We start from the raw sequence: 23731 nt of genomic DNA, 5'->3' as shown, positions 1-23731 counted from the left end.
TTGATCTGTGGGATTTTAATTCGGCTATGGCTGGTCGTTTTTCACGTCGATTGTTTCTGGGGGGATTAGGGGCGTCCCTGATCCCGGCAGCGGGCCTTGCGCAGGCACCGCTTGTATCGCTGAGGCCGCAGGCGCGTGGGGTCATATTAAGCGGTGCCGAGCGATTGGTGGCCGCAGCAGGCCTGAAAGGCGAAGTTGTGTTTGCGGTTGCGGATGTGGCGACCGGGGCGCAACTGGAAGTGTTTGGCGAGGGCGCAAGTCTGCCCCCGGCCAGCGTTGGAAAGGCAATGACCGCGCTTTATGCGCTGGATGTTCTGGGGCCGGAACACCGGTTCGAGACCCGCCTGGTGGCGGATGGCCGGATCGAGAACGGCGTTCTGCACGGCGATTTGATTCTGGTTGGGGGCGGCGACCCGCTGCTGGATACGGATGCGCTGGCCGCGATGGCGGCCAATTTGCGCGAGGCCGGGATTATCGAAGTGCGCGGCGCGTTCAAGGTTTATGACGGGGCGTTGCCTTATGTGTTCAGCATCGATCCCGAACAGCCGGATCATGTGGGCTATAGCCCGGCTGTCAGCGGCATTTCCCTGAACTTCAATCGTGTCCATTTTGAATGGAAACGTGCAGGCAATGGCTATGACATAACCATGGATGCCCGCAGCGAGCGTTATGTGCCTGCGGTGGATGTCTCGGCCATGCGGGTCGAGGATCGCAGCCTGCCGATCTATACCTATCAGGCAAGCGCGCGGCAGGATCGCTGGACCGTGGCCAAGGGCGCGTTGGGCAATGGCGGGGCCCGCTGGTTGCCGGTGCGCAAGCCCGCTTTATACGCGGGCGATGTGTTTCGCACCTTGGCGCGGTCGAACGGGATCGTTTTGAAGCGTGTTCAGGTGACACGCCAGAGCGTACGGGGCGTCGATCTTGTAGTGCATCGCAGCGACAGTTTGGACCATGTCCTGCGCGGGATGCTGAAATACTCGACCAACCTGACGGCCGAGATGGTCGGGCTGGCCGCGACCAGGGCGCGCGGTGTTGACCCGCACACCCTGGCGGAATCAGCAGCCGAGATGAACCGGTGGGCCGCCAGTCGTTTCGGCGTGACCGGGATCGCCATGGTCGATCATTCGGGACTGAGCGATGCCTCGCGCATGGTACCGGCGGACTTGGTTGCGGCCCTTGTTGCAACACAGAAATCGGGGATGTTGCGACCCCTGATGAAACCTTTTGCACTGACCGACCGGGACGGGCGGCCCGTCAAGAACCACCCGATCAAGGTTGATGCCAAGACCGGAACATTGAACTTTGTATCCGGGTTGGGCGGGTTCCTGACAACTGCGGACGGGGTTGATCTGGCATTCGCGATATTCACCGCTGACGTGGACCATCGCGCAACGATCCCACGCGCGCAGCGTGAGCGCCCGGATGGCGCACGCAGCTGGAACAGCAGATCACGGAAATTGCAGCGCGCCTTGCTGGAGCGCTGGGGGTCACTTTACGGAAGCTGAAACCTGAAACCGGCCTGAAGCGGGCGTCAGACGGTGTGGCGCGCCCTAGCCCCGCGCTCGATCGCGGCCGCGTGCAGGCGGTCGATGTTCAGCTCGTACCGGATTTCTTCCAGCAGGCGCAGTTCGGATTCTGCCAGCGTTCCGTCAGCGGCAGCGACGTCACAGGCCAGGGCATAGGCCGTTTCGTTCAGGCGTTCGGGCAGGTTGTCCCGGATCAGGCCAAACAGCGCATCCAGCCCGTCTTCCTGTTCGAACAGGTCAAACACGACCTGCGACACGTGGCGCATCCGGTCGATGTCGTACCCGGCGAAAACCGGCAACATGTTCACGGCGACCTCGATCTTGACCAGCTCGGCAGTTCGGATGGTTTCGTCGGAGGCCGAGATCGCAACCATGATCGCCACAAGGCAATCCTGTGGGGACATCGGGTGGGGAACTTGCTCGGTCATTCGGGGCATCCTGCTTGGGTGTTTCTGATCGCGCACGATATGAGGGGGGGCGGTGAGGTTCAACACCTAGCTCGTGATTTGAGGCGGAAAAGCAGGTTCTGGGGGTTAGGAATTCTGTTTAACTCCGGTCAGGCATAACCCTGAGGTGCCGGAGCATGGCTTTCTCTGAAGCATTTTTGTGGTCAATCCGTGCGAGATAATTCTGTGCCCGCTCAACCGGGTCATATCTGTACTGGTCGGGGCCAAGAAACTTGCGTGCATTCAGATCTGCGGTACTCAGAAGGTCAAAATTCACCTTTTCCAGCCAGCAATTCCACCCCTCATCATATTCACCGGCCCAATTGTTCGTGTAATACCTGACAAGCCGGTTCCGGATCGTATACCCGTGGCAATCGAACGCGAGCAAGCCATTGGTGACGTAGATGTGGCTTCCGGCAAACCCTTCGGCAGGGACAATTCTTTCTGCATAAAAACCGGGCAGGGGCGACATCTTCAGATAGACGCCAGCGAGTATGTGGCAGGCGCCATTGCCGAAGAATATACGGTCCGGAAGCGCCCACCTGCGCTCGGGGTCTTTCTTAACACCGGGTTTCATTCTGTACATGAGTTGCTTTCGCGCCTGGACGTGGAGGAAGAAGGGTCGTGTGCCTATTGGGAAAACTGACAGTCCTTGCGGGGTGGCGCCAGTGATCTGGTGCCGCAGGATCGCGAAAAGTGTTGCCTGTCATTGACTCATGCTGCACTGGCACAATAGGAGGGGCCGGTCGGGTTGCGTGGTGCAGCCGCGACCGTTTCCCCAATGGAGCACATTGAAATGTCTGAACTGCGCGAAACCGCGATGTCGTCCAAGGCCTGGCCCTTTGAAGAGGCGCGCCGGTTGCTTAAACGCTATCAGAAAGGTGCTCCGGAAAAGGGGTATGTGCTGTTTGAAACCGGATACGGCCCGTCGGGCCTGCCGCATATCGGCACGTTCGGCGAGGTGGCGCGGACCACGATGGTCAAGCGTGCCTTTGAGGTGCTGTCGGACATCCCGACCAAGCTGATCTGTTTTTCGGACGATCTGGACGGGATGCGCAAGGTCCCCAGCAACGTGCCGAACCCTGAGGCGCTGGAAGAGCATTTGCAGCGCCCGCTGACCTCGGTTCCTGATCCGTTTGGCGAGTATGACAGCTTTGGCGAGCACAACAACGCGATGCTGCGCCGGTTCCTTGATACCTTCGGGTTCGAATACGAGTTCTATTCGGCGCGCGACTTTTATCGCTCGGGCCAGTTCGACGAGATCCTGAAGCGTGCCGTCGAGAAATATGACGACGTGATGGCCATCATGCTGAAAAGCCTGCGGGAAGAACGCCAGCAGACCTATTCGATCTTCCTGCCGATCCACCCGGAAACCGGGCGGGTTCTGTATGTGCCGATGAAAAAGGTCTGCGCCGAGACCTACACCGTCACCTTCGATGATGAAGACGGCAAGGAATGGACCGTTCCCGTCACCGGCGGCAACGTGAAGCTGCAATGGAAGCCGGATTTCGGGGCGCGCTGGGCGGCACTGGGCGTTGATTTCGAGATGTACGGCAAGGAACACGCGACCAACGAAAAGATCTATGACGGGATCTGCCGGGCCTTGGGTGGCCGCGCGCCCGAGCATTTCAGCTATGAGCTGTTTCTGGACGAGAACGGACAGAAGATTTCTAAATCGTCGGGCAATGGTGTCTCGATTGACGAATGGCTGACCTATGCGCCGACCGAGTCGCTGGCTTATTTCATGTACCAAAAGCCCAAGACGGCCAAGCGGATGCATTTCGACGTGATCCCGAAAGCCTATGATGAGTATCATCAGCAGCTGCGCGCCTATCCGGGGCAGGACCTGAAGGCGCAGTTGAACAACCCGGTCTGGCATATCCACGGCGGCGACGTGCCGGAATCGACCCTGATCGTTCCCTTTGCGATGCTGCTGAATCTGGCATCGGTTTCCGGTGCCGAAGACAAGGAGGCGCTGTGGGGCTTTATTCGCCGCTATGCGCCCGAGGCAACGGCAGAGAGCCATCCCGATCTGGACAAGGCAGCCGGTTTCGCCGTGCGGTACTTCAACGATTTCGTCAAACCGACGCGTAAGCATCGCGCGCCGACGGATCAGGAGCGCGAGGCGCTGGAAGCGCTGAAGGCGGCGCTTGAGGCATATGATGGCCCGACCGAGGATGAAGCGTTGCAATCGGTGGTCTATGCCATCGGCCGCGAGCGGTTTGATCCAATGAAAGGGTGGTTCTCGGCGCTTTATGAGGTGCTGCTGGGGGCCTCGCAAGGGCCGCGTTTCGGGGGCTTTATCGCGCTTTACGGCGTGCCCGAGACCATCGCGCTGATCGACAAGGCACTGGCCGGAGAGCTGGTCTGATTTGACCTGAACCGGCATGGGGCTATCCTTGGAACAGGAGGTGGCCCCATGCGTCGACTACTGCTTGCATTATCCCTGAGCGCCGGGCTGGCGTCGGGCGCATTTGCGCAGAGTGCCGAGATCGAGGCCAATATCGCGGCACAGATACAGGCCTTCCGGGCGGATGACTTTGCGACCGCCTTCACCTTTGCCAGCCCCAGCATCCAGCGTCTGTTCCGAAACCCCGACAATTTCGGCGCGATGGTGCGCAATGGCTATCCCATGGTCTGGCGCCCCGCCGATGTGCGTTTTCTGGAACTGCGCGAGGTCGATGGCGCGCTGTGGCAGAAGGTGATGATTACGGACGGTAACGGGCGGGTGCATCTTCTGGACTATCAGATGATCCCGCTGACGGAAGGCTGGAAGATCAACGGGGTGCAACTGTTGGGTGCCGCTGACCCTGCGGCCTGAGGCAACACCACCGTCACGGTGAGATGAGCCGTGGTTAATTCCTTTTCGATATCCAGACTGTCGCGTTCGGGGCGGACCTGAACACGGGGTTTGAACGCGTCGCCGGATTTGCGCGACGCGATTGGGAAAGGGTTTTCAATGAACAAGGCAATCACCGACGGCATCGTGTTCATGCCGCCTCAATTCGCGAATGGTCTGACGGTCTGGTCTGCGGGGGACGGAACGCCCGGGTCGCCCACATATGGCGGGTCCGGCACGGGCGTGTTTGTTCCGGCGGATGCGGATTTTGCCGGTTGTCTTGAGATCCTGAAGGTCAACACAACCCAGCAATTGCGTTACATGGGGCAGACGCCGATCCTGCCCGGTTGCTATTTGCAGATCAAAGCCCGGGTCAAGGCGATCAGCGGCCCGTTGCCGTCGGTGCGCATAGCAGCCTGGGCCGGTGGCGCGGGTGATGTGCATGTGGCCGGTGTTGTGGAACAGGGGCCTGCCACCCAGCTGTCGGGCTATGGCACGGTTCACGAGATCACCGCGATTGTCGGCACCGGCCAGCGCCCGGGCGTGGACATGCCCTGGGGGCTTGCCGCCCTTTACGGGCATTTCGGCCTGGATATCGAAGGGGCCAACGGCGCGCTGGTGCGTGTCGATGATCTTGAGATCACCGATGTCACCGGGTTCTTTCTGCGCGAGATGATCAGCCTGGTCGATGTGCGCGACTTTGGTGCCGTTGGTGATGGTGTGACGGATGACTCGGTTGCGTTTGAGGCGGCGGATCAGGCGGCCGGTGGCCGCCGGGTCTTTGTTCCGCAAGGCATCTATCACCTTGCGGAAAACACCAGCATCGATGCGGAGATTGAATTCGAAGGCACCGTCACCATGCCGGATGACAAGATGCTGTTGCTGACCAAGGATTTCCATCTGCCCGCATATATTGAGGCGTTCGGAGATGAGGAGCTGGCCTTCAAGAAGGCGTTTCAGGCGCTGCTGAACAACTCGGACCACGACTCGCTGGATCTTGGCGGGCGCAAGATTTCCGTTTCCGCGCCAATCGACATGGCCGCTGCGGTTCCCAACAAGCAAAGCGGCTTTTCCACGCGCCGCGTGATCCGCAACGGGCAGTTCGATGTCAAAAGCGGTACCGCCTGGGACACCGAAACCTTCACCTCTGTCGCTACTTATGACCCCTTGGACAAGACACGCCTGACCAATGTCGCCAATGTGGCCAATATTCCGGTAGGATCGCTGGTTGAAGGCAGTGGTGTCGGGCGTGAGGTTTACGTGCGCTCGAAGAACATAGGCGCCGGTGAGATGACCCTGAGCGCGCCCATCTATGACGCCGCCGGTACCCAGACCTTTACCTTTCAGTCGTTCAAATACCTGCTGGATTTCAGCGGTTTCGATACGTTGCGGAAGTTCGGCATGGAGCAGATCGAGTTTCAGTGCAACAGCCGGTGCAGCGGCATTCGTCTGGCGGCCTCGGGCAGTACGTTTTCGTTGAAAGACTGTTTTATCAGTCGCCCGAAGGATCGGGGCCTGACCTCGACCGCGACGGGGTGCAAGGGACTGCTGATCGACAATTGCCAGTTCCTGTCCTCAGAAGAGGCGCTCGACGTGACGGACCGGAACTCCATCGGGCTGAACACCAACTCGAACGATGTGAAGCTGCGTCACAATCAGGCGGTGCGGTTCAAGCATTTTGCCGTTCTGGGCGGTGGCACCAATTTGGTTCTGGGCAACCATTTCTTTCAGGGCGACGGCATCCCGCAGGGGGTCCGTACCGCGGGGCTGATCATGATCGGCACCTACAACACCTCGACCATTGCCGAGAACTATGTCGACAACTGCTTTATCGAATGGACCAATGAACGCGATGCGGCACCCACCTATACCAGCGGGTTCTCGTTCAGTTCGATGAGCATCACGGACAATATCTTTTTCTCGAGCGATGCACCGGCCTGGTTCAGCTATATCATCATCCGCCCCTATGGCGCTGGCCATTACCTGAATGGTGTGACGGTGACCGGGAACAAGTTCCGCGCCACCAGCGGTTCGATCGACCGGGCGGAACGGGTCGATACGTCTTTTGCCGATCTGGACAATAACAGGCATTCGAACGTGACCTACGAGAACAATACCTATCACGGGATTGGCAAGAGATCCTCGAACCCGCTGCGCATCCGCAGCCAGCAGAACTCGGTCGCGAATGTCTGGACTGTTTCGGCAAACGGCGAATTGCCGTTTGGCGGCAAGGCGCGCGGTTGCGACGGGGTCACTGCCATCGGGTCGCTGACCGGGGTGTTCAACAACCTTGTCTATTCGGCCCCTCATGTTCTGACGGAACAGGGGGTCAGTGGCGACAGTCTTATTCTGCGCTGGCCGGATCACCTGAAAGGCGAAGTCTCGGTCACGATGCGCATGGAGCGTTGAAACAGCGGCTGGCCGCCCATACCGGGTTGCCAGCCGCCTGATAAACGGGCGCAGAAAAGCGCGGATTGGCGCAGCGGTAAGGAAATAGGCGACGTTTCAATCTGATGTGCTAGGCTTGGGGAAAGAAATGGAGAATCCCGATGCCGAAAATCGCCAAAAACGCCAGTGTTCAGACAGTTATCACCACGTTTGAAATGACGCCCGGCACCTGTCAGGACCTTTTGGAAGCGCTGACCGACGCCTATTCCGAGTTCATTTCGAAGCAGCCCGGCTTTGTTTCTGCGGGGCTTCATGTGAATGATGCGCAAACCCGGATTGCCAACTATTCGCAATGGCAACGTCGCGAGGATTTCCTGGCCATGCTGCGGACCCCCGAGATGCGCGACCGCAACCGCAAGATCAACGAGCTGTGCAAGAGCTTTGAGCCGGTCATGTATGACGTTGCAGAGACATTTGGCTCTACCTGACCTGAATCAAAGCCTGCGGTGCATGTCTGTTTCAAAGTAAGTCTGCAAAACGGAGGCGCATGCTATGTATCACAACATTCTCGTTCCGATTTCTTTCGATGCTGAAAGAGACACGTCCGGGCCGTTGAAACTGGCCCGGGTTCTGGCCACACCGGACGCGCAGGTCACATTGCTGCATGTGGTTGAGCATATTCCGAATTATGCAATCTCGTACATGCCGGCGGAATATCTGTCCGAGGCCCGAAAGGCGATTCAGTCAGAGCTTGATACGCTGGCGTCGCAATTGCCGAATGCCACGGGCGTGGTGGTCGAAGGGCATTCCGGCCGGACCATTCTGGATTGGGCCGAGGCGCATCACCCGGACCTGATCATCGTGGCCTCGCACCGGCCGGGGATGCAGGATCTGCTGCTGGGGTCAACCGCGTCCCATATCGTACGCCACGCCCCTTGCGCGGTGCATGTGGTCCGGTAACGGTCGGACATCACTGGCAGTAAGCAAAATTGTGCCTGTGCGGGCGGTGGTTTCGGGCCGGGCCAGATTTTTTGAACCCGGTGGAACTGTGTTGCCTCGGCTTTGCCACATATTGCCCTTATGGGTCGGGGCATGTTGTTCAAGAAACCCTCGCAGGAAGCACCTGATCTGAACCCGCGCTCGGCCAGACGACACCAGCGCGCCGAGGCGGCGCGGCGGCAGGCGCTGTCCCCGCTGCGGATCCTGATCATGGTTCTGCTGCTGCCGCTGACGACCGTGCTGATTGCCACGGGCGTCTTTCTGCGCACCTCGGGCTATGAGCGGGACGAGGCGGTGATCCACCTGATCGCGCTGGCGGGGTGTGATGCGACACAGGCCATGGGGATCGGTCCATTCCGCGCAGGGCAGCCGGGATATCATGAGCGCAACGACCCGGATGGTGACGGGGTGGCCTGCGGGTATGCCGAGCTGGAGCTGCCACGCGCGACCACCGTGCAGGCGCAGGACCAGCCAAAGCCGCGCGAACGGTCGGTGGGAAGCGCCAAGTTCGTGCGCCCCTGATTTTCGGGGGGCGGGAAGGGGCTAGCCTTTCATCGCCTGTAGCAATTCCAACAACCCTTTGCGATCGTCGTCACTGGCATAATCGCCGGTGGCCAGCCGTTCGGCGATACGCAGGCGCAGGCGTTCCTGTTGAGTGCGGACCTCTTCCCCGGCGGTTTCGGCCAGCGTCTTCATGATCACCGCCACGGCCTGTTGGCGCTTGGTGGTGGGGTTGGCGATATAATCGACAAGGCTCTGCTGGCCGGAATCGAGGATGTTTTCGGCCAGTTCGCGCAGTTGGTCGCCATTGGGCAGCAGCGGGGTGGGTGCATCCTCGGGCGGCAGGATTTCCGGCAGGTTGCGTGGAACCTCGGCCAGAGCGTTCGCGCCATCGACAAAGGCTTCGGTGATCATCCGCGTGATCTTGATCGCGCGCGGGTCCTTGAACAGGGCCGAGGCGATGGCCACGCCGTAATCGGTATAGACCCACGGATTGACCCGCCGCCCGCCGCGGCCTTTGGGTTTTGAAATCACATTCTGTGATTGCAAATCGGCAACCTCGGCATCGGTCAGCTGAAAGCGGTAGCCTTCGAACAGGTCGGTGTTGCGCGAGACGGCCTGATTGAAGGCACTGACGGATTTTCCGTAGAACTGCGCCAGATCCTCGGCCAGCACCACGCGGGTGCCGCGCACCCTGTGAATGGCACTTTGGACCTCATGCGCGCTGGGCAGGTTTTTCGGGTTCGTCATGGCAGCCGTTTGGAATCACAATTTGTGATTTCAAACGTGGAGGAGGGTGGGGCGGGGTGCAAGTTTGAAATGCCGGGGTTTGCCGCGTCCCCGACCGGAGGTTCGGCGTGTTCATTGGGGTATCTTGCGCAGATAAGCAAAGCGATAGGCAAGCGCGACGCCGCCTGCGCCGCCGACAATATTGCCGATCGTGACCCAGAACAGGTTGCCCATGGCCGCGCCCAAACCGAAATCGGCACCGGCAAGCGCGCCCTGCGGCAGCAGGTACATGTTGGCGACGGAATGCTCGAGCCCCAAGAGGACAAACGCTGCAATGGGCCAGAGTACCGCCATGACCTTGCCCGCCACCGATCTGGCCGCGAAGCTCAGCCAGACGGCAAGGCAGACCAACGCGTTGCACAGAACGCCGCGGGCAAACGCCTGGGTGGCAGAGAGGTCGGCCTTGCCATTTGCGATTGCTGATGCGGTGGCCCCCATGGGCCCGTCCAGCAAACCGGTTGCAGCGAAGGCCAGAGCCAGCGCGATAGACCCGACCAAGTTCCCAAGGTACACGAGGCTCCAGTTGCGCAGCAGGGCGCGCGGCGAGATTTTCCGATCCACCGCCGCGACGGTCATCAGGGCGTTTCCGGTGAACAGCTCGGCCCCGCCGACGACCACAAGGATCAGGCCCAGAGAAAACACGACGCCACCCAGAAACCGGGCCGGTCCAAACCCCGGGTCAACGCCGGTCATGACCATGGTGAAGGCGGCCCCGCCGAAACCGATGAACACACCCGCGAGTATCGCCAGAGTCAGCGTCTGACCGACCGTGAGATGTGCCTTGGCAACGCCAGCTGTTTCAACCAGCTCGGCGATCTGGGCTGGTTTGTAGGCGTCAATTCCGGTTGGGTTCTGTGTTTGCATGGGACCCACTTTGCCGACGCATTCGCGTTTCGACATTGATTGGGATCAAGCATCCATCGGTGCAAAAACAACCGCACTGGGGGCGAGGCTGCAACCCTGAAGGGACAGCCACCCGGATGCAGTGCGGTGTATGGTTGAAAATCGGCGCAAATCGCCGGTATCAATGCGAGATTTCGGATCGTCGTGCTAGGGTACGCGCGGCGGGGCCGTTCCGGCCGTGTTACATGGCAATTTTGCCAGACGACGGAGGAAAGTGATGTTTGCACGAATTACCCAATATAAAATGAAGCCCGGTACGCGCGAGGCGGCGACGGCGAAGATGAACGCATTGAAATCCGACATCATGGGTATGCCCGGCATGCACAGTTTTACCAATGTGATGAACGAGGATGGTTCGGGCTATGTGATTTCGGTGGTCGAAAGCGAGGCGACCTCGAACGCAAACGCACCCAAAGTGGCCGAGCTGTGGGGCCATTTCGCCGAATTCATGGAAGGCCCACCGACGCCGGTTGGGTACGACGTGATTGCCCATTGGGATAAGGGGTAGCGGTTAGGGCGGGGATAGACCCGCCCTTTCTTTTATTTGGAGAGAACAGCGATTTGGACCTCATGTGGTCTGGCCAGGGTGTTCGGGTTCGTCATGGCAACCGCTTGGAAACACAATTTGTGAATTCAAACGTGGAGGAGTGCGCGCTGGGCTGCAAGGGTGGAGTGTGGGATGTGACTTACCTACTCAGGCAAACGCTCATAACTCTTTCCTTAGTATCACCGCCGTAACGGGTGTTGGACGGCAGTGCGATCCAGTCTCTGTGCCGATAACTCCAAAGAAACGGCCAATTCTCGCTGTTACACGCGACGCCATGTGGGGACTGGTAACCGTCGGAGCGTTCTCGAATGGACTTGAACAAAGACGAACGTTCTATGATGCGTAACTCGGATGCTTTCGCGTATCTTTTCATTTGCCATTGCACTTGCAGGTTTTGCAACGCGACCGGACCTATCACTGTAAGCATTGCGCCAACAATTATAGTCGGCATTTTTGCCTTGCCCGGCATGATCGCAGCGGCTGCGGCCACCAAAAACAGTAAAATCAACGCCGCAAAGATAAAAACAAAAAGTCTCGCGGTTAAAGCATCTCCCAGTAAAAATAGGATTGAGGCGGGCCATACAGCGAGCGCAAATATTCGTAAGCCGCTAAAGTTCGAATCTACTCCAAGTCCCCAGATGATCATCAAAAGGAGCACGAACCATAGCATTGATAAACTTCTGCCGGGCGACGCTTCGCGCCATCCAGCGAGCACACTTATCCATACCCAAACCATTGCTAGGAGTGAAATTGTTCCGAGCAGTCCAACTGCAATAAGAAGCGTGATCAAAACACTTTCCTAAATCGATTGTCTAAGAAGATAGATTTCCTGCTTTGAGGTAAATTGCAACCATCAGTTGTGTGTAAAGCTACCGCTTCCGCCGCTTCACATTCCCACCCCGCTGCCCCGGTCTGCCAGCCGTTGACCGACCGCGTGACTTCACGGCGGCTTCCGAGGCTTTCTCGACCGCCCATTGGCGGGCCATGGGGTCGTCGGCGATGGCCAGATCGACCGCTTCCAGACGTTTGATTTCATCCCGGATATTGGCGGCCTCTTCGAATTCCAGATTCTCGGCGGCTTTGCGCATCTGGTCGCGCAGCCCGTTCAGGTGCGCCTCGAGGTTGGCGCCGTGCATCGGTTTGTCGATGGTGGCGGTGACGCGGTTCATGTCGACGTCGCCCTCGTACAGCCCGGCCAGAACATCCTCGACATTCTTTTTCACGGTCGCGGGCGTGATACCGTGTTCCTCGTTATAGGCCATCTGCTTGGCGCGTCGGCGGTCGGTTTCGGCCAGCGCGCGTTCCATCGAACCGGTGATCTTGTCGGCATACATGATCACCCGGCCGTCGGCGTTGCGCGCGGCGCGACCGATGGTCTGGACCAGCGAGGTCTCGGACCGCAGAAAGCCTTCCTTGTCGGCGTCCAGAATGGCGACCAGCCCGCATTCGGGAATGTCGAGCCCTTCACGCAGCAGGTTGATGCCAACCAGCACGTCGAACGCGCCCAGACGCAGGTCGCGCAGAATCTCGATGCGTTCCAGCGTGTCGATATCTGAATGCATGTAGCGGACCTTGATACCCTGTTCGTGCAGGTACTCGGTCAGATCCTCGGCCATGCGTTTGGTCAGCGTCGTGACCAGCGTGCGATAGCCATCGGCGGCGACCTTTCGCACCTCGTCCAGCAGGTCGTCGACCTGCATCGACACGGGGCGGATTTCGACCTGCGGGTCCAGCAGGCCGGTGGGGCGGATCACCTGTTCGGTGAAGACGCCGCCGGTCTGGTCCAGCTCCCACGCGGCGGGGGTGGCCGAGACGAAGACGGATTGCGGGCGCATGGCATCCCATTCCTCGAACTTCAAAGGCCGGTTGTCCATGCAGGAGGGCAGGCGGAACCCGTGTTCGGCCAGCGTGAACTTGCGCCGGTAGTCACCCCGGTACATGCCGCCGATCTGCGGCACGCTGACATGGGATTCGTCGGCAAAGACAATGGCGTTGTCGGGGATGAATTCGAACAGGGTCGGGGGCGGCTCGCCCGGTGCGCGGCCGGTCAGATAGCGCGAATAGTTCTCGATCCCGTTGCAGACGCCGGTGGCCTCGAGCATTTCCAGATCGAAATTGGTGCGCTGTTCCAGCCGCTGCGCTTCCAGCAGTTTGCCTTCGCCGACCAGCTGGTCGAGGCGCATCCGCAGTTCTTTTTTGATCCCGATGATCGCCTGCTGCATCGTCGGTTTCGGCGTCACGTAGTGGGAATTCGCATAGACCCGGATATGGTCCATCGTGTCGGTTTTTTCGCCGGTCAGCGGGTCGAATTCGGTGACCTGTTCCAGTTCCTCGCCGAAGAAGGACAGTTTCCAGGCGCGGTCCTCAAGGTGGGCGGGCCAGATCTCCAAACTGTCGCCCCGCACCCGGAACGAGCCGCGCTGAAACCCCTGATCGTTGCGGCGGTATTGCTGGGCCACCAGATCGGCCATCACCTGCCGCTGGTCGTATTCGTGACCGACCTTCAGATCCTGCGTCATCGCCCCGTAGGTTTCAACCGAGCCGATACCGTAGATGCAGCTGACCGAGGCGACGATGATCACGTCATCGCGTTCCAGCAGCGCCCGCGTGGCCGAGTGGCGCATCCGGTCGATCTGTTCGTTGATCTGGGATTCTTTTTCTATGTAGGTGTCAGAGCGCGGCACATAGGCCTCGGGCTGGTAATAGTCGTAATAGGACACGAAATATTCCACCGAGTTTTCGGGGAAGAAGCCTTTGAATTCACCGTATAGCTGCGCCGCCAGCGTCTTGTTGGGGGCCAGGATGATGGCGGGGCGCTGGGTTTCCTCGATCACCTTGGCCATGGTGAAGGTCTTGCCCGTTCCGGTCGCGCCCAGCAGCACCTGATCGCGTTCCCCGTCCAGCACGCCGCCCGCCAGTTCCTTGATCGCCGTGGGCTGATCGCCCGCCGGGTTGAATTCGGTATGCATCACGAATTGCTTGCCGCCTTCCAGTTTCAGACGCGCGCGCACGTCTTCGGTGGTCAGTTGGGTCTTGTCGGAATGGGCGTAAGGCATTGGTAGGCTCCAGGCGTCAGGCCCTTACATTTGTTCTTATTTTGTCCAACTGCAAGGGCCGATCCGGATTCATTGCCCGCTATGCGGTCTGAGGCCGTGCGACGGGTGAGATGGCGTGATGTTCTTGCGTACGTTTGGCGCGACCCTATCCCAGCCTGATGACAGATTCTGGCATGAGTTCGCAGGCGAGGGCCGCGACAATTGCAATCTTGCCCCCGGGCGCGCTCTGACGCATAAACGGGCTCAGCCAAGTGAGTACGGAGAGGCGACATGCGCGCACGGATCTACCAGCCCGCAAGAAATGCGATGACCTCGGGGATGGCCAAGACCCGCAAATGGGTTCTGGAATACGCCCCGGCCTCGGCGCGCGAGGTTGATCCGCTGATGGGCTGGACGTCGTCCAGTGACACGCAGGCTCAGGTACGCCTGAAGTTCGACACGCGGGAAGAGGCGCTGGATTATGCCAAGGCCCACGGTATCGATGCGCAGGTCAGCGAGCCGCACAAGCGCAAGCCCAATCTGCGCGCGCGGGGCTATGGCGAGAATTTCGCAACCGACCGGCGCGGCCCCTGGACACACTGAATGATCGAAATCCGCGAGGCTGACCCGACATCGGACGTATTGCGCCCGATTGTCGATGCGCATTTTGCCCATGGCGAAACGGCGGGACCTGCGGATAGCAACCACACGATGGACGCCGAAGCATTGGCCGGGCAGGGGGTGCGGTTCTGGGCCATTTTTGACGGACAGCAGCCATTGGGGTGCGGTGCGCTGAAAGCGCTGCCCGATGGAACCGCCGAAGTGAAATCGGTGCATATTCTGGCGCAGGCAAGAGGGCGCGGGCTGGCGCGCGTTCTGATGGTGCATCTGGCTGAACAGGCTGGCGCAGAGGGGTGTGCGGCATTGGTTCTTGAGACCGGGGCGAGCCATCTTCGCGAATATGATGCCGCCCGCAAGTTGTATGAGTCGCTGGGATATTCCTATTGCGGGCCTATCTTTGGATATGTTGATGATCCCAACAGCGCATTCATGCGCTTGCCTCTTGAACCCCGCGGGTAAAAACCGCAAGAAGGGCGCAGCGGTCCCTTAGCTCAACTGGATAGAGCAGCTGACTTCTAATCAGCAGGTTGAGGGTTCGAGTCCTTCAGGGATCGCCATTTGCAAACCAGATCTATACCGGACATGCGCCTGCTTTGGTCGGCGCGTCGTAATCTTGTGGCTGTTTGGTGTGGTATGAGGGGCTGGACGAGGGGGTCATGCCAGCCCCTCTAAGGGGGTCACAGAGTGGTAGTATGTGTTCCTTACGTACAATCTAACGTGATTCACCGTGCGGCGATATTGGGGGATTCCCGTAGGCTGGTATTTGCGCGGAAATATGCGTGTCAGGCAGTGCAATCCTGTTGAGATCAGACCGGGTTTTTGCGCGGTATTCGTGTTGAGGCTGTAGAAGCCGCTGGCAAATCCGGGGGTGATGCAAAAAATATATTGCAACCGGTTGCAAAGAAAATCATTGTTACGCACAACAACAAGATTCGGGAGAGCTGCATGTTGAGGGTCGGATTGCTGGGTGCCGGGCGTATTGGGCGCGTTCATGCGCAGGCCATATCTTCCCATCCGGGGAGCAGGCTGTGTGCGATATCCGATGCGCTGCCCGAGGCGGCGAACAGCCTCGCGGATGAATATGGGGCCGAGGCACGCAGTTCAGAAGAAATTATCGCTGATCCCGAAATTGACGCGGTTCTGATTGCAACGCCGACGGATACGCATTCCGACCTGATCGAGGCGGCCACGGGCGCTGGCAAAGCCGTTCTGTGCGAAAAGCCCGTCGATCTGAGCCTTCAGAGGGCACAGGACTGTCTGAGCGCCGTAGCGGGGCGCGGCAAACCTGTCATGATCGGGTTTAACCGGCGGTTCGATCCTAATTTTGCGGCTTTGAAGGCCGGTTTGGACGCAGGTGAAATCGGCAAGGCCGAACTGTTGTCGATCACGTCATTTGACCCGGCCCCGCCACCGGTCAGCTACGTAAAAGTGTCCGGAGGACTGTTTCGGGACATGATGATCCACGATTTCGACATGGCGAACTTTCTGATGGGGGATGTGCCCCAGACCGTCACAGCGGTGGGATCGTCGCTTGTGGATGCAGAGATCGGCTCAGCAGGCGATGTGGACACGGCCGTGGTCACAATGACTTACGCAGACGGCCGGATTGCGGTCATCAAGAACTCGCGCCGGGCGGCCTATGGGTATGACCAGCGGGTCGAGTTGCTGGGCTCCGAAGGGTTGTTGCAGGCGCATAACATGCTGGAAAACACCGTCGTGAAATCGACGGCGGATGGCGTTGTGGGCGCGAAGCCGACTTATTTCTTTCTGGAACGCTACATGCCGGCCTACCGCGTGGAATGGGCCGCATTTGTTGATGCTGTCGGCGGCGGTTCCGACGTTCCCGTCACGTTGCAGGATGGTGTGGCAGCGCTGGCGATGGCCGAGGCCGCGACCCTGTCAGCGCAGACGGGAATGCCCGTCCGGATGGAGGAAATTTTGAAACCGGTTGCAAAATGACCAAAATTCTTCAAACTAACGACAGCTCGGCCCTGAGCCGCAGCCACTGAGATTCGGCACAGCCGGATGATTGGGGCCGGTACCCCAACAGAAGATCAGACTGAACCAATGGGAGGAAACTGAAATGAAGAAATTCGTTAAAGGTGCACTTGCCGCAGGGGCACTGGCCCTGGCGACGCCCGCTCTTGCGCAGGACATCGTGGTCGTATCGCATGGCCAGGCCAATGACGCATTCTGGAACGTCGTGAAGAACGGTGTAGAACAGGCTGGCAAGGATGTCGGAGTGAATGTGGAATACCGCGCTCCGGAAACTTTCGACATGGTGGCCATGTCGCAGCTGATCGACGCTGCCGTGAACCAGGAGCCCGATGGCCTGATCGTTTCGATCCCGGATGCGGATGCGCTTGGCCCGTCGATCGAACGCGCCGTTGCCGCAGGCATCCCGGTGATCTCGATCAACTCGGGGTCGGATGTGTCGAAACAGCTGGGTGCGTTGCTGCACGTGGGTCAGGACGAGTTTGACGCCGGGAAAGCTGCGGGCGAACAACTGGCTTCGATGGGGGGCAAAACCGCGATCTGTGTGAACCACGAAGTGGGCAACGTTGCGCTGGACCTGCGTTGTGCAGGTTTCGCGGAAGGCTTTGGCGGTAATGTCGAAGTTCTGCCGACCTCGAACGATCCGTCGGAAATCGAGTCGAAAGTCTCGGCTGCTCTGGCTGCTAACGAAGCCGTCGATACGGTTATGGCGCTGGGTGCAAGCTCGGCCGGTGAGCCGACTGTTGCCGCTGTCAAAGCATCGGGTCGTGACGTGAATGTTGCGTCCTTCGACCTGTCGGCCAACTTCCTGCAATCGATTGCGGATGGTGACGCGGCCTTTGCCATCGACCAGCAGCAGTATCTGCAAGGGTACCTGTCGGTGAACTTCATGGGCCTGCACGCCAAATACGGCCTGATGCCCGGCGGTAACGTTCCTTCGGGTCCGAACCTGATCACTCAGGATAAGGCCGCGCAGGTGATCGAGCTGTCCGCGCAGGGCATCCGCTGATCCACACCGCAACCTGAACAAAACGGGGCGGCGCGGTGGCGCCGTTCCCATCCAAGTGGGAGGAAACGATGAGTGACTCAGCGCAAATCGCCGGGGACGAAAGGGTCAAGAAAGAACCTTTCATGACCAAGCTCATGAAACGGCCCGAACTCGGTGCGATGGCGGGCGTCGTTCTGGTGGTCATCTTCTTTGCCATCACAGCAGACGATTCGATGTTTACTCTGGCCGGGGTCATGAACTTCATGACACCTGCGGCACAGCTGGGCATTCTGGCAATCGGTGCGGCCCTTTTGATGATCGGTGGCGAGTTTGATTTGTCCATCGGTTCCATGGTGGCGTTTGCGGGCCTGTTTTTCGGCGTCTGTGTGGTGACATGGCAGTTGCCACTGATCATTGCGATCCCCATGACATTCGTATTCGCGGCATTCGTCGGGGCAGTGAACGGAAATATCGTCATAAGATCCGGCCTGCCGTCCTTTATCGTGACGCTGGCTTTCCTGTTCATTCTGCGCGGTCTGTCGTTGGTTGGCCTCAAGGCGGCGACCGGAGGGTCGACCCAGTTGCGAGGTGTACGTGACGTAGTTGAAAACGACTGGCTGGCGCCGTTCTTTTCGGGCGAAGCCTTTGGCAGCCTGTTTGCCTGGCTGGCGGCCAACGGCATGATTGACACCTTCAAAAGCGGAGCACCCAAGGTACCCGGCGTACCGGTGGAAATCCTGTGGTTCATCGTGCTGGCATTGGCAGCCACCTACGTGTTGCTGCGGACCCCGGCCGGAAACTGGATATTCGCGGCGGGCGGTGACAGCACTGCGGCATCGAATTCCGGTGTTCCCGTGAGCAAGATCAAGGTGTCCCTGTTCATGCTGACCGCCTGCTGTGCTGCACTTGTTGCCATCATTACGGTGATCGACGCGGGCTCGACCGACGCGCGGCGCGGTTTCCAGAAAGAATTCGAGGCGATTATCGCCGCCGTGATCGGGGGCTGTCTGCTGACGGGCGGATATGGCTCGGCCATCGGAGCGTTCTTTGGGTCAATCATCTTTGGCATGGTTGTCATCGGACTGACCTATACGGATTTCGACCAGGACTGGTTCCAGGTGTTCCTGGGCGCGATGCTGCTGATTGCCGTTCTGTTCAACAACGCGATCCGCAAACGCGTAACCGGGGAGCGCTGATATGACCGAAGATACCAAGTTCCACCACGGCGATGCGGCGGGCGATCAGGCCCCCATCGTGGAAATGAAGGATATCGAAAAGCACTTTGGCAACATCATCGCATTGGCGGGCGTCAGTTTTGACGTCAAGCCGGGTGAATGCCACTGCCTGCTGGGCGATAACGGCGCGGGTAAATCAACCTTCATCAAGACCATGTCCGGGGTACATAAACCCACCAAGGGCGAGATCTTTTTCGAGGGCAGGCCGCTGCATTTCGACACCCCTCGGGATGCGATGGAGGCAGGCATCGCGACCGTGTTCCAGGATCTGGCGATGATCCCGCTGATGAGCGTCACGCGCAACTTTTTCATGGGGCGCGAGCCGACCAAGGGTAAGGGTCTGCTGAAGCGGTTCGATGTTGAACAGGCAAATGAGGTCTGCATGGAAGAGATGCGCAAGATGGGCATCAACCTGCGCGGCCCGGATCAGGCCGTTGGCACCCTGTCTGGGGGGGAACGGCAGACCGTCGCCATTGCCCGCGCCGTGTATTTCGGGGCCAAGATCCTGATCTTGGACGAACCGACCTCGGCCCTTGGTGTGCGCCAGACCTCGAACGTTCTGGCCACCATCGACAAGGTGCGAAGTCAGGGCGTCGGCGTGGTTTTCATCAGCCACAACGTGCGTCACGCGTTGGCGGTGGGCGACAGGTTCACCGTTTTGAACCGGGGCAAGACGCTGGGCACAGCAACGCGTGGCGAGATCACGCCAGAGCAGTTGCAGGACCTGATGGCGGGCGGTCAGGAAATGGCCGAGCTTGAGGGATCGCTGGGCGGCACGGTTTAGAGTACAGAATTTGGATGTCCCAATGGGGCATCCATCGGGCGGTGGCACGTGACGCCACTCTGTTTTCAGGCTTTGATACAAAAGCTGGCACCTTCGCAAATGAGAAAACCCGCAGGCCGCCAAAGGCGGGGCTGAGTTGAAAGGGATCATGATGAGCAAGACAGTCCGACTGACCGCGGCGCAAGCTCTGGTGCGCTATCTGGGCGCGCAGATGAACGAGGCCGGAGAGCCCTTTATCGCAGGTGTCTGGGCGATTTTCGGCCATGGCAATGTGGCTGGTTTGGGCGAGGCGCTGCACGGTGTGAAAGACAGCCTGCCCACCTATCGCGGTCATAACGAACAAACGATGGCACATTGTGCGATTGCCTATGCCAAGCAGTTGGGGCGCAGGCGGGCGATGGCGGTCACCTCGTCCATCGGGCCGGGGGCCACCAACATGGTTACCGCTGCTGCGCTGGCCCATGTGAACCGCCTGCCGGTTTTGTTGCTGCCCGGTGACGTGTTCGCCACGCGTGGACCCGACCCGGTTTTGCAGCAACCCGAAGTGTTCTCGGACGGAACTATTAGTGCGAATGACTGTTTCAGACCGGTCAGCCGCTATTTCGACCGCATCACCCGGCCGGAGCATCTGTTGACGGCGCTGCCGCGTGCCTTCCGCACCATGACGGACCCGGCGGATTGCGGTCCCGTGACGCTGGCCTTTTGTCAGGATGTGCAGGCCGAGGCTTATGATTATCCCGAAAGCTTTTTTGAGCCGCGCGTCTGGTATCAGCGCCGCATTCGTCCGGATGAAGGTGAATTGGCACGGGCCGTGGCCGCAATCAAGGCAGCCAGGCGCCCTGTGATCGTGGCCGGGGGCGGTGTGCATTATTCGGATGCGACCGCCGCGTTGCAGCGCTTTGCCGAAGCGCACAATGTGCCGGTGGCCGAGACGCAGGCCGGTAAATCCGCGCTGGCCTGGGATCACCCGCTGAACCTTGGTCCGATTGGCGTCACCGGCGGTGAGCCTGCCAACGATATCTGCGCCGAGGCGGATCTGGTGCTGGGCGTCGGCACCCGGTTTCAGGATTTCACCACCGGGTCTTGGGGATTGTTCGCAAACCCCGAGCGGGAGTTGATCAGCCTGAACACCGCCGCCTATGACGCGGCAAAGCACGGCGCGATGCCGCTGCAGGCTGACGCCCACGTTGGACTGGGTGAACTGAGCCACGCGTTGGGCGGTTACCGCGCGCCTGATATGCCTGCAACGCTGAAACCCGAATGGTTTGCCAAGGTCGACGCATTGACCGACGCGCCCGCGGACAGCAATGCGCTGCCCACGGATATGCAGGTGATTGGTGCCGTGCAGCGGGCGGCCAATGAAAACACCGTTGCCATGTGTGCCGCGGGCACGATGCCGGGTGAGTTGCACAAACTGTGGAAGGCACCGCGCCCCGGTGCCTATCATATGGAATATGGCTTCAGCTGCATGGGGTATGAGATCGCCGGTGCGATGGGCATCAAGATGGCCCAGCCCGACCGCGACGTGATCTGCTTTACCGGCGACGGTACTTACATGATGGCGAACTCGGAAATGGCGACGGCGGCGATGATGGGGATTTCGTTCACCGTTGTGGTCACCGACAATCGCGGCTTTGGCTGCATCAACCGTTTGCAGATGGGAACCGGCGGGGCCGAGTTTAACAACCTGCTGGATCACGCGGTCGGCGGCGAAAATTCGGTGATCGACTTTGCCAAACATGCCGAAGCCATGGGGGCGACCGCGCTCAAGGTCAGCTCGATCACCGAGCTTGAGGAGGCACTGGCCAAGCGAAGTGACATCAAAGGCCCCTATGTGGTGGTGATCGACACCGATCCCTACCCATCGACCGAATATGGCGGAACGTGGTGGGAAGTGGCGGTGCCCGAGGTCAGCATCCGTCCGGAAGTAAACGAAAAACGTGCGGCCTATGAGGTCGCCATCAAGGAAAGAAACACGAAATGAGCGTGAAGATCGGTATCTCTCCGATTGCCTGGCAGAATGACGATCTGCCGGACCTGACCGCAGCTTACACGATGGAGCAGGCGCTGAAAGAAGCGCGCGAGATCGGCTATACCGGTGTTGAACGGGGCCAGCGGATGCCCGGCGACACCGAAGGGTTGCGCGCCTATCTGGAGGCCAATGACATCGCGTTGTGTGGCGGCTGGTGCTCGGGCAGTACTCTGGTCAATGACCTGGACGCCGAAATCGCTGTCGTGCGTGAACAGGTCGAACAGTTTGTTGCGCTGAACAGCCCCTGCATCGTTTACGCCGAGTGTTCCAATACCGTTCAGGGGCAGATCGGAACGCCGGTCAATGACCGCCCGAAGCTGTCCAAAGACGAGGTTCTGGCCTATGCGGCCAAGCTGACCGAGCTTGCCAAATGGATGGCAGATCAGGGTATGCCGATGGCCTATCACCATCACATGGGCACGATCATCGAAAGCGAAGATGAGGTGAACTGGCTGATGCAGGGTTCAGGCCCCGAACTTAAGCTGTGTTTCGATACGGGCCATCTGCTATTTGGCGGTGGCGATGTGATGGCCACGCTGAACCGTTGGGGCGACCGGGTGCACCATGTCCACTTCAAGGACATCCGCCCGGACATCGTGCAGGACACGCGCGAGAACAATCGCAGCTTTCTGGATGCGGTGATCGCCGGCGCGTTCACCGTGCCGGGTGATGGGTGCATCGACTTTCAGGCCGTAGCCAACGCGTTGAAAGCAATGGATTACACCGGCTGGATCGTGGTCGAGGCCGAGCAGGACCCCGCCAAGGCGCCGCCCTATGAGTACTCCAAGCTGGGCTATGACCATATCGTCGAGGTTTGCGGCAAGGCAGGGTTGGAGATCACCGTTTAATCACCGCCCCTCGGGGCAACACCGAAGCCATGAAAGAGGAGTTTGTCATGGTACATCAAGACCTTGGATATGTCGGCTATTTTGACCGGGAATCCTGCGATCTGGATGAGTTCAAGGTGTTGACCTCGCAAAACCTGACAGCCGGTGCGGTGCCTCATGCCGCATCGGTGCAAAAGAACGTTCCGATCTATGATATGCACGCCCTGCGCCCGGCGCTGGAGAATGCGGATCAAAGAAAAGCACTGCTGGCAGAATGGGCAGGCGTGTTGGACAAATCTGCGGGTGTGATCGTTCTAAAAGGCGCATTTGCGGATACGTCCGTGATCGACCGGGCGACCGCTGTGTTCCATCAGATCATCGAGGAAGAACGTCAGGGCGGGGCCGGGGAAGGTGACCACTTCGCGGCCTCGGGCGCGAATGACCGGATATGGAACGCATTGCAGAAACAGTGCTTGCGCGATCCCGAGGGCTTTGCGCTCTATTTCGGGAATGTGGCCATTGCAGCGGCTTGCGAGGCGTGGCTGGGGCCGAACTATCAAATGACCGCGCAAATCAATCAGGTGCGCCCCGGCGGCAAGGCACAGCAGGCGCATCGGGATTATCATCTGGGCTTTCAAACCGCCGACAGCGCCGCCCGGTATCCGGCCCATGCCCATCTGGTGACGGCTTCGCTGACCTTGCAGGGGGCGGTTGCGCATTGCGATATGCCCGTGGAAAGCGGCCCAACCAAACTGCTGCCGTTTTCGCAGCTTTATGCGCCGGGATATCTCGCCTTCCATGACGCGGCACACCGGGCGTTTTTCGAAGAGAACTACATTCAGTTGCCCCTTGAAAAGGGGGATGCGGTGTTCTTCAACCCGGCGCTGTTTCACGCTGCCGGGGAAAACAGCAGTGCGGATATTCAGCGGATGGCGAACCTGTTGCAGGTCTCGTCTGCCTTCGGTCGTGCGATGGAGATGGTTGACCGGCAGTCCATGTCGCAGGCGGTGTTTCCGTCGCTGGCCGCCCTGAAACAACGGGGGGCGCTGAGTGCGCCAGAGCTGATTGCGGCGATTGCCGCAACGGCTGAGGGCTATCCGTTCCCGACCAATCTGGACACCGACCCGCCGATTGGTGGCAATGCGCCCGAAAGCCAGGCTGACATATTGCACCGGGCCGTATCGGAAGGGTGGGCCGAGGCCCGACTGTCCGAGGCGCTTTCGGCCCTGCAAACACGGCAAGCGGCCTGAGGGCGATACAGGCGGGCCGTTTAGGC

At 59.6% G+C, this 23731-nt stretch carries 23 protein-coding genes and 1 tRNA gene; 18 read left to right on the top strand and 6 right to left on the bottom strand.

From position 1 onward, the window contains the following. Positions 1–26: 26 nt before the first annotated feature. Complete coding sequence (dacB, locus tag ACR0D9_RS11980; protein ID WP_480538941.1) at positions 27–1505, top strand: D-alanyl-D-alanine carboxypeptidase/D-alanyl-D-alanine endopeptidase; 1479 nt, start codon at positions 27–29, stop codon at positions 1503–1505. A gap of 26 nt (positions 1506–1531) precedes the next feature. Here the strand turns inward: dacB and ACR0D9_RS11975 are convergent, their stop codons facing one another. Together ACR0D9_RS11975 and ACR0D9_RS11970 are read right to left on the bottom strand one after the other, a co-directional pair. Beyond that, on the bottom strand, positions 1532–1954 hold the full coding sequence (locus ACR0D9_RS11975; protein ID WP_209507905.1) for a tellurite resistance TerB family protein: 423 nt from the start codon (positions 1952–1954) through the stop codon (positions 1532–1534). Positions 1955–2072: 118 nt separating this feature from the next. Then, on the bottom strand, positions 2073–2558 hold the full coding sequence (locus ACR0D9_RS11970) for a hypothetical protein (protein WP_480538939.1): 486 nt from the start codon (positions 2556–2558) through the stop codon (positions 2073–2075). 210 nt (positions 2559–2768) lie between these two features. On the opposite strand from ACR0D9_RS11970, the gene ACR0D9_RS11965 reads away from it, so the two are divergent. From ACR0D9_RS11965 to ACR0D9_RS11940, 6 genes are all read left to right on the top strand, one after another. Then, positions 2769–4343, top strand: a complete 1575-nt coding sequence (locus tag ACR0D9_RS11965; protein ID WP_480538937.1) for a lysine--tRNA ligase — start codon at positions 2769–2771, stop codon at positions 4341–4343. Positions 4344–4391: 48 nt separating this feature from the next. Then, on the top strand, positions 4392–4793 hold the full coding sequence (locus tag ACR0D9_RS11960) for a DUF4864 domain-containing protein (RefSeq protein WP_480475250.1): 402 nt from the start codon (positions 4392–4394) through the stop codon (positions 4791–4793). 138 nt (positions 4794–4931) lie between these two features. Then, positions 4932–7220, top strand: coding sequence for a glycosyl hydrolase family 28-related protein (locus ACR0D9_RS11955; RefSeq protein ID WP_480538935.1), 2289 nt, complete (start codon positions 4932–4934; stop codon positions 7218–7220). 140 nt (positions 7221–7360) lie between these two features. After that, a complete protein-coding gene (locus ACR0D9_RS11950) occupies positions 7361–7687 on the top strand; it encodes an antibiotic biosynthesis monooxygenase family protein (protein WP_209507893.1) in 327 nt (108 codons plus the stop codon). A gap of 64 nt (positions 7688–7751) precedes the next feature. Then, positions 7752–8159 carry a universal stress protein gene (locus ACR0D9_RS11945; RefSeq protein ID WP_209507891.1) on the top strand — a complete coding sequence of 136 codons (408 nt, stop codon included), beginning with the start codon at positions 7752–7754 and terminating at the stop codon, positions 8157–8159. A 132-nt stretch (positions 8160–8291) separates the two neighbouring features. Beyond that, entirely contained in the window at positions 8292–8720 is a 429-nt protein-coding gene (locus tag ACR0D9_RS11940; protein ID WP_209507889.1) for an excalibur calcium-binding domain-containing protein, read from the top strand. A gap of 21 nt (positions 8721–8741) precedes the next feature. On the opposite strand, the gene ACR0D9_RS11935 is transcribed toward ACR0D9_RS11940, so the two are convergent. Continuing rightward, on the bottom strand, positions 8742–9449 hold the full coding sequence (locus tag ACR0D9_RS11935) for an ORF6N domain-containing protein (RefSeq protein WP_209507887.1): 708 nt from the start codon (positions 9447–9449) through the stop codon (positions 8742–8744). A gap of 111 nt (positions 9450–9560) precedes the next feature. Further along, positions 9561–10352 (bottom strand): formate/nitrite transporter family protein, encoded by a 792-nt coding sequence (locus tag ACR0D9_RS11930; protein ID WP_480538933.1) that lies wholly within the window; start codon positions 10350–10352, stop codon positions 9561–9563. A gap of 256 nt (positions 10353–10608) precedes the next feature. Between ACR0D9_RS11930 and ACR0D9_RS11925 the strand changes: the two genes are divergently transcribed. Then, positions 10609–10899 carry an antibiotic biosynthesis monooxygenase family protein gene (locus tag ACR0D9_RS11925; protein ID WP_480538931.1) on the top strand — a complete coding sequence of 97 codons (291 nt, stop codon included), beginning with the start codon at positions 10609–10611 and terminating at the stop codon, positions 10897–10899. Between the two features lie 178 nt (positions 10900–11077). On the opposite strand, the gene ACR0D9_RS11920 is transcribed toward ACR0D9_RS11925, so the two are convergent. Together ACR0D9_RS11920 and uvrB are read right to left on the bottom strand one after the other, a co-directional pair. Then, complete coding sequence (locus ACR0D9_RS11920) at positions 11078–11728, bottom strand: hypothetical protein (RefSeq protein WP_480538929.1); 651 nt, start codon at positions 11726–11728, stop codon at positions 11078–11080. Between the two features lie 79 nt (positions 11729–11807). Then, a complete protein-coding gene (uvrB, locus tag ACR0D9_RS11915) occupies positions 11808–13994 on the bottom strand; it encodes an excinuclease ABC subunit UvrB (protein WP_480538927.1) in 2187 nt (728 codons plus the stop codon). 270 nt (positions 13995–14264) lie between these two features. Between uvrB and ACR0D9_RS11910 the strand changes: the two genes are divergently transcribed. The 10 genes from ACR0D9_RS11910 (at position 14265) to ACR0D9_RS11865 (ending at position 23705) form a co-directional block, all read left to right on the top strand. After that, positions 14265–14576: an ETC complex I subunit gene (locus ACR0D9_RS11910; protein ID WP_209507877.1), complete on the top strand. Its 312-nt coding sequence runs from the start codon at positions 14265–14267 to the stop codon at positions 14574–14576. Then, on the top strand, positions 14577–15053 hold the full coding sequence (locus ACR0D9_RS11905; RefSeq protein ID WP_480538925.1) for a GNAT family N-acetyltransferase: 477 nt from the start codon (positions 14577–14579) through the stop codon (positions 15051–15053). Between the two features lie 21 nt (positions 15054–15074). After that, positions 15075–15151: transfer RNA gene (locus ACR0D9_RS11900), tRNA-Arg, on the top strand. A 388-nt stretch (positions 15152–15539) separates the two neighbouring features. Next, the gene (gene iolG / locus ACR0D9_RS11895) at positions 15540–16553 is read left to right on the top strand and encodes an inositol 2-dehydrogenase (protein WP_480538923.1); all 1014 of its coding nucleotides are present in this window, start codon (positions 15540–15542) and stop codon (positions 16551–16553) included. Between the two features lie 124 nt (positions 16554–16677). Next, positions 16678–17598: a sugar ABC transporter substrate-binding protein gene (locus ACR0D9_RS11890; RefSeq protein WP_267364100.1), complete on the top strand. Its 921-nt coding sequence runs from the start codon at positions 16678–16680 to the stop codon at positions 17596–17598. A gap of 68 nt (positions 17599–17666) precedes the next feature. Then, complete coding sequence (locus tag ACR0D9_RS11885; RefSeq protein WP_267364099.1) at positions 17667–18773, top strand: ABC transporter permease; 1107 nt, start codon at positions 17667–17669, stop codon at positions 18771–18773. A 1-nt stretch (position 18774) separates the two neighbouring features. Further along, the gene (locus tag ACR0D9_RS11880; RefSeq protein ID WP_480538921.1) at positions 18775–19596 is read left to right on the top strand and encodes an ATP-binding cassette domain-containing protein; all 822 of its coding nucleotides are present in this window, start codon (positions 18775–18777) and stop codon (positions 19594–19596) included. A gap of 151 nt (positions 19597–19747) precedes the next feature. Then, complete coding sequence (iolD, locus tag ACR0D9_RS11875) at positions 19748–21580, top strand: 3D-(3,5/4)-trihydroxycyclohexane-1,2-dione acylhydrolase (decyclizing) (RefSeq protein ID WP_480538919.1); 1833 nt, start codon at positions 19748–19750, stop codon at positions 21578–21580. After that, entirely contained in the window at positions 21577–22476 is a 900-nt protein-coding gene (iolE, locus tag ACR0D9_RS11870; RefSeq protein ID WP_480483297.1) for a myo-inosose-2 dehydratase, read from the top strand. The genes iolD and iolE overlap by 4 nt, the downstream gene beginning before the upstream one ends. A gap of 47 nt (positions 22477–22523) precedes the next feature. Beyond that, positions 22524–23705, top strand: a complete 1182-nt coding sequence (locus ACR0D9_RS11865) for a phytanoyl-CoA dioxygenase family protein (protein ID WP_480538917.1) — start codon at positions 22524–22526, stop codon at positions 23703–23705. Positions 23706–23731: the final 26 nt, after the last annotated feature.

The sequence above is a fragment of the Ruegeria sp. AK11 genome (assembly GCF_056541095.1).
Note: the sequence above shows the minus strand (reverse complement) of the source record. Positions and strands in the feature narration are given on the sequence as shown.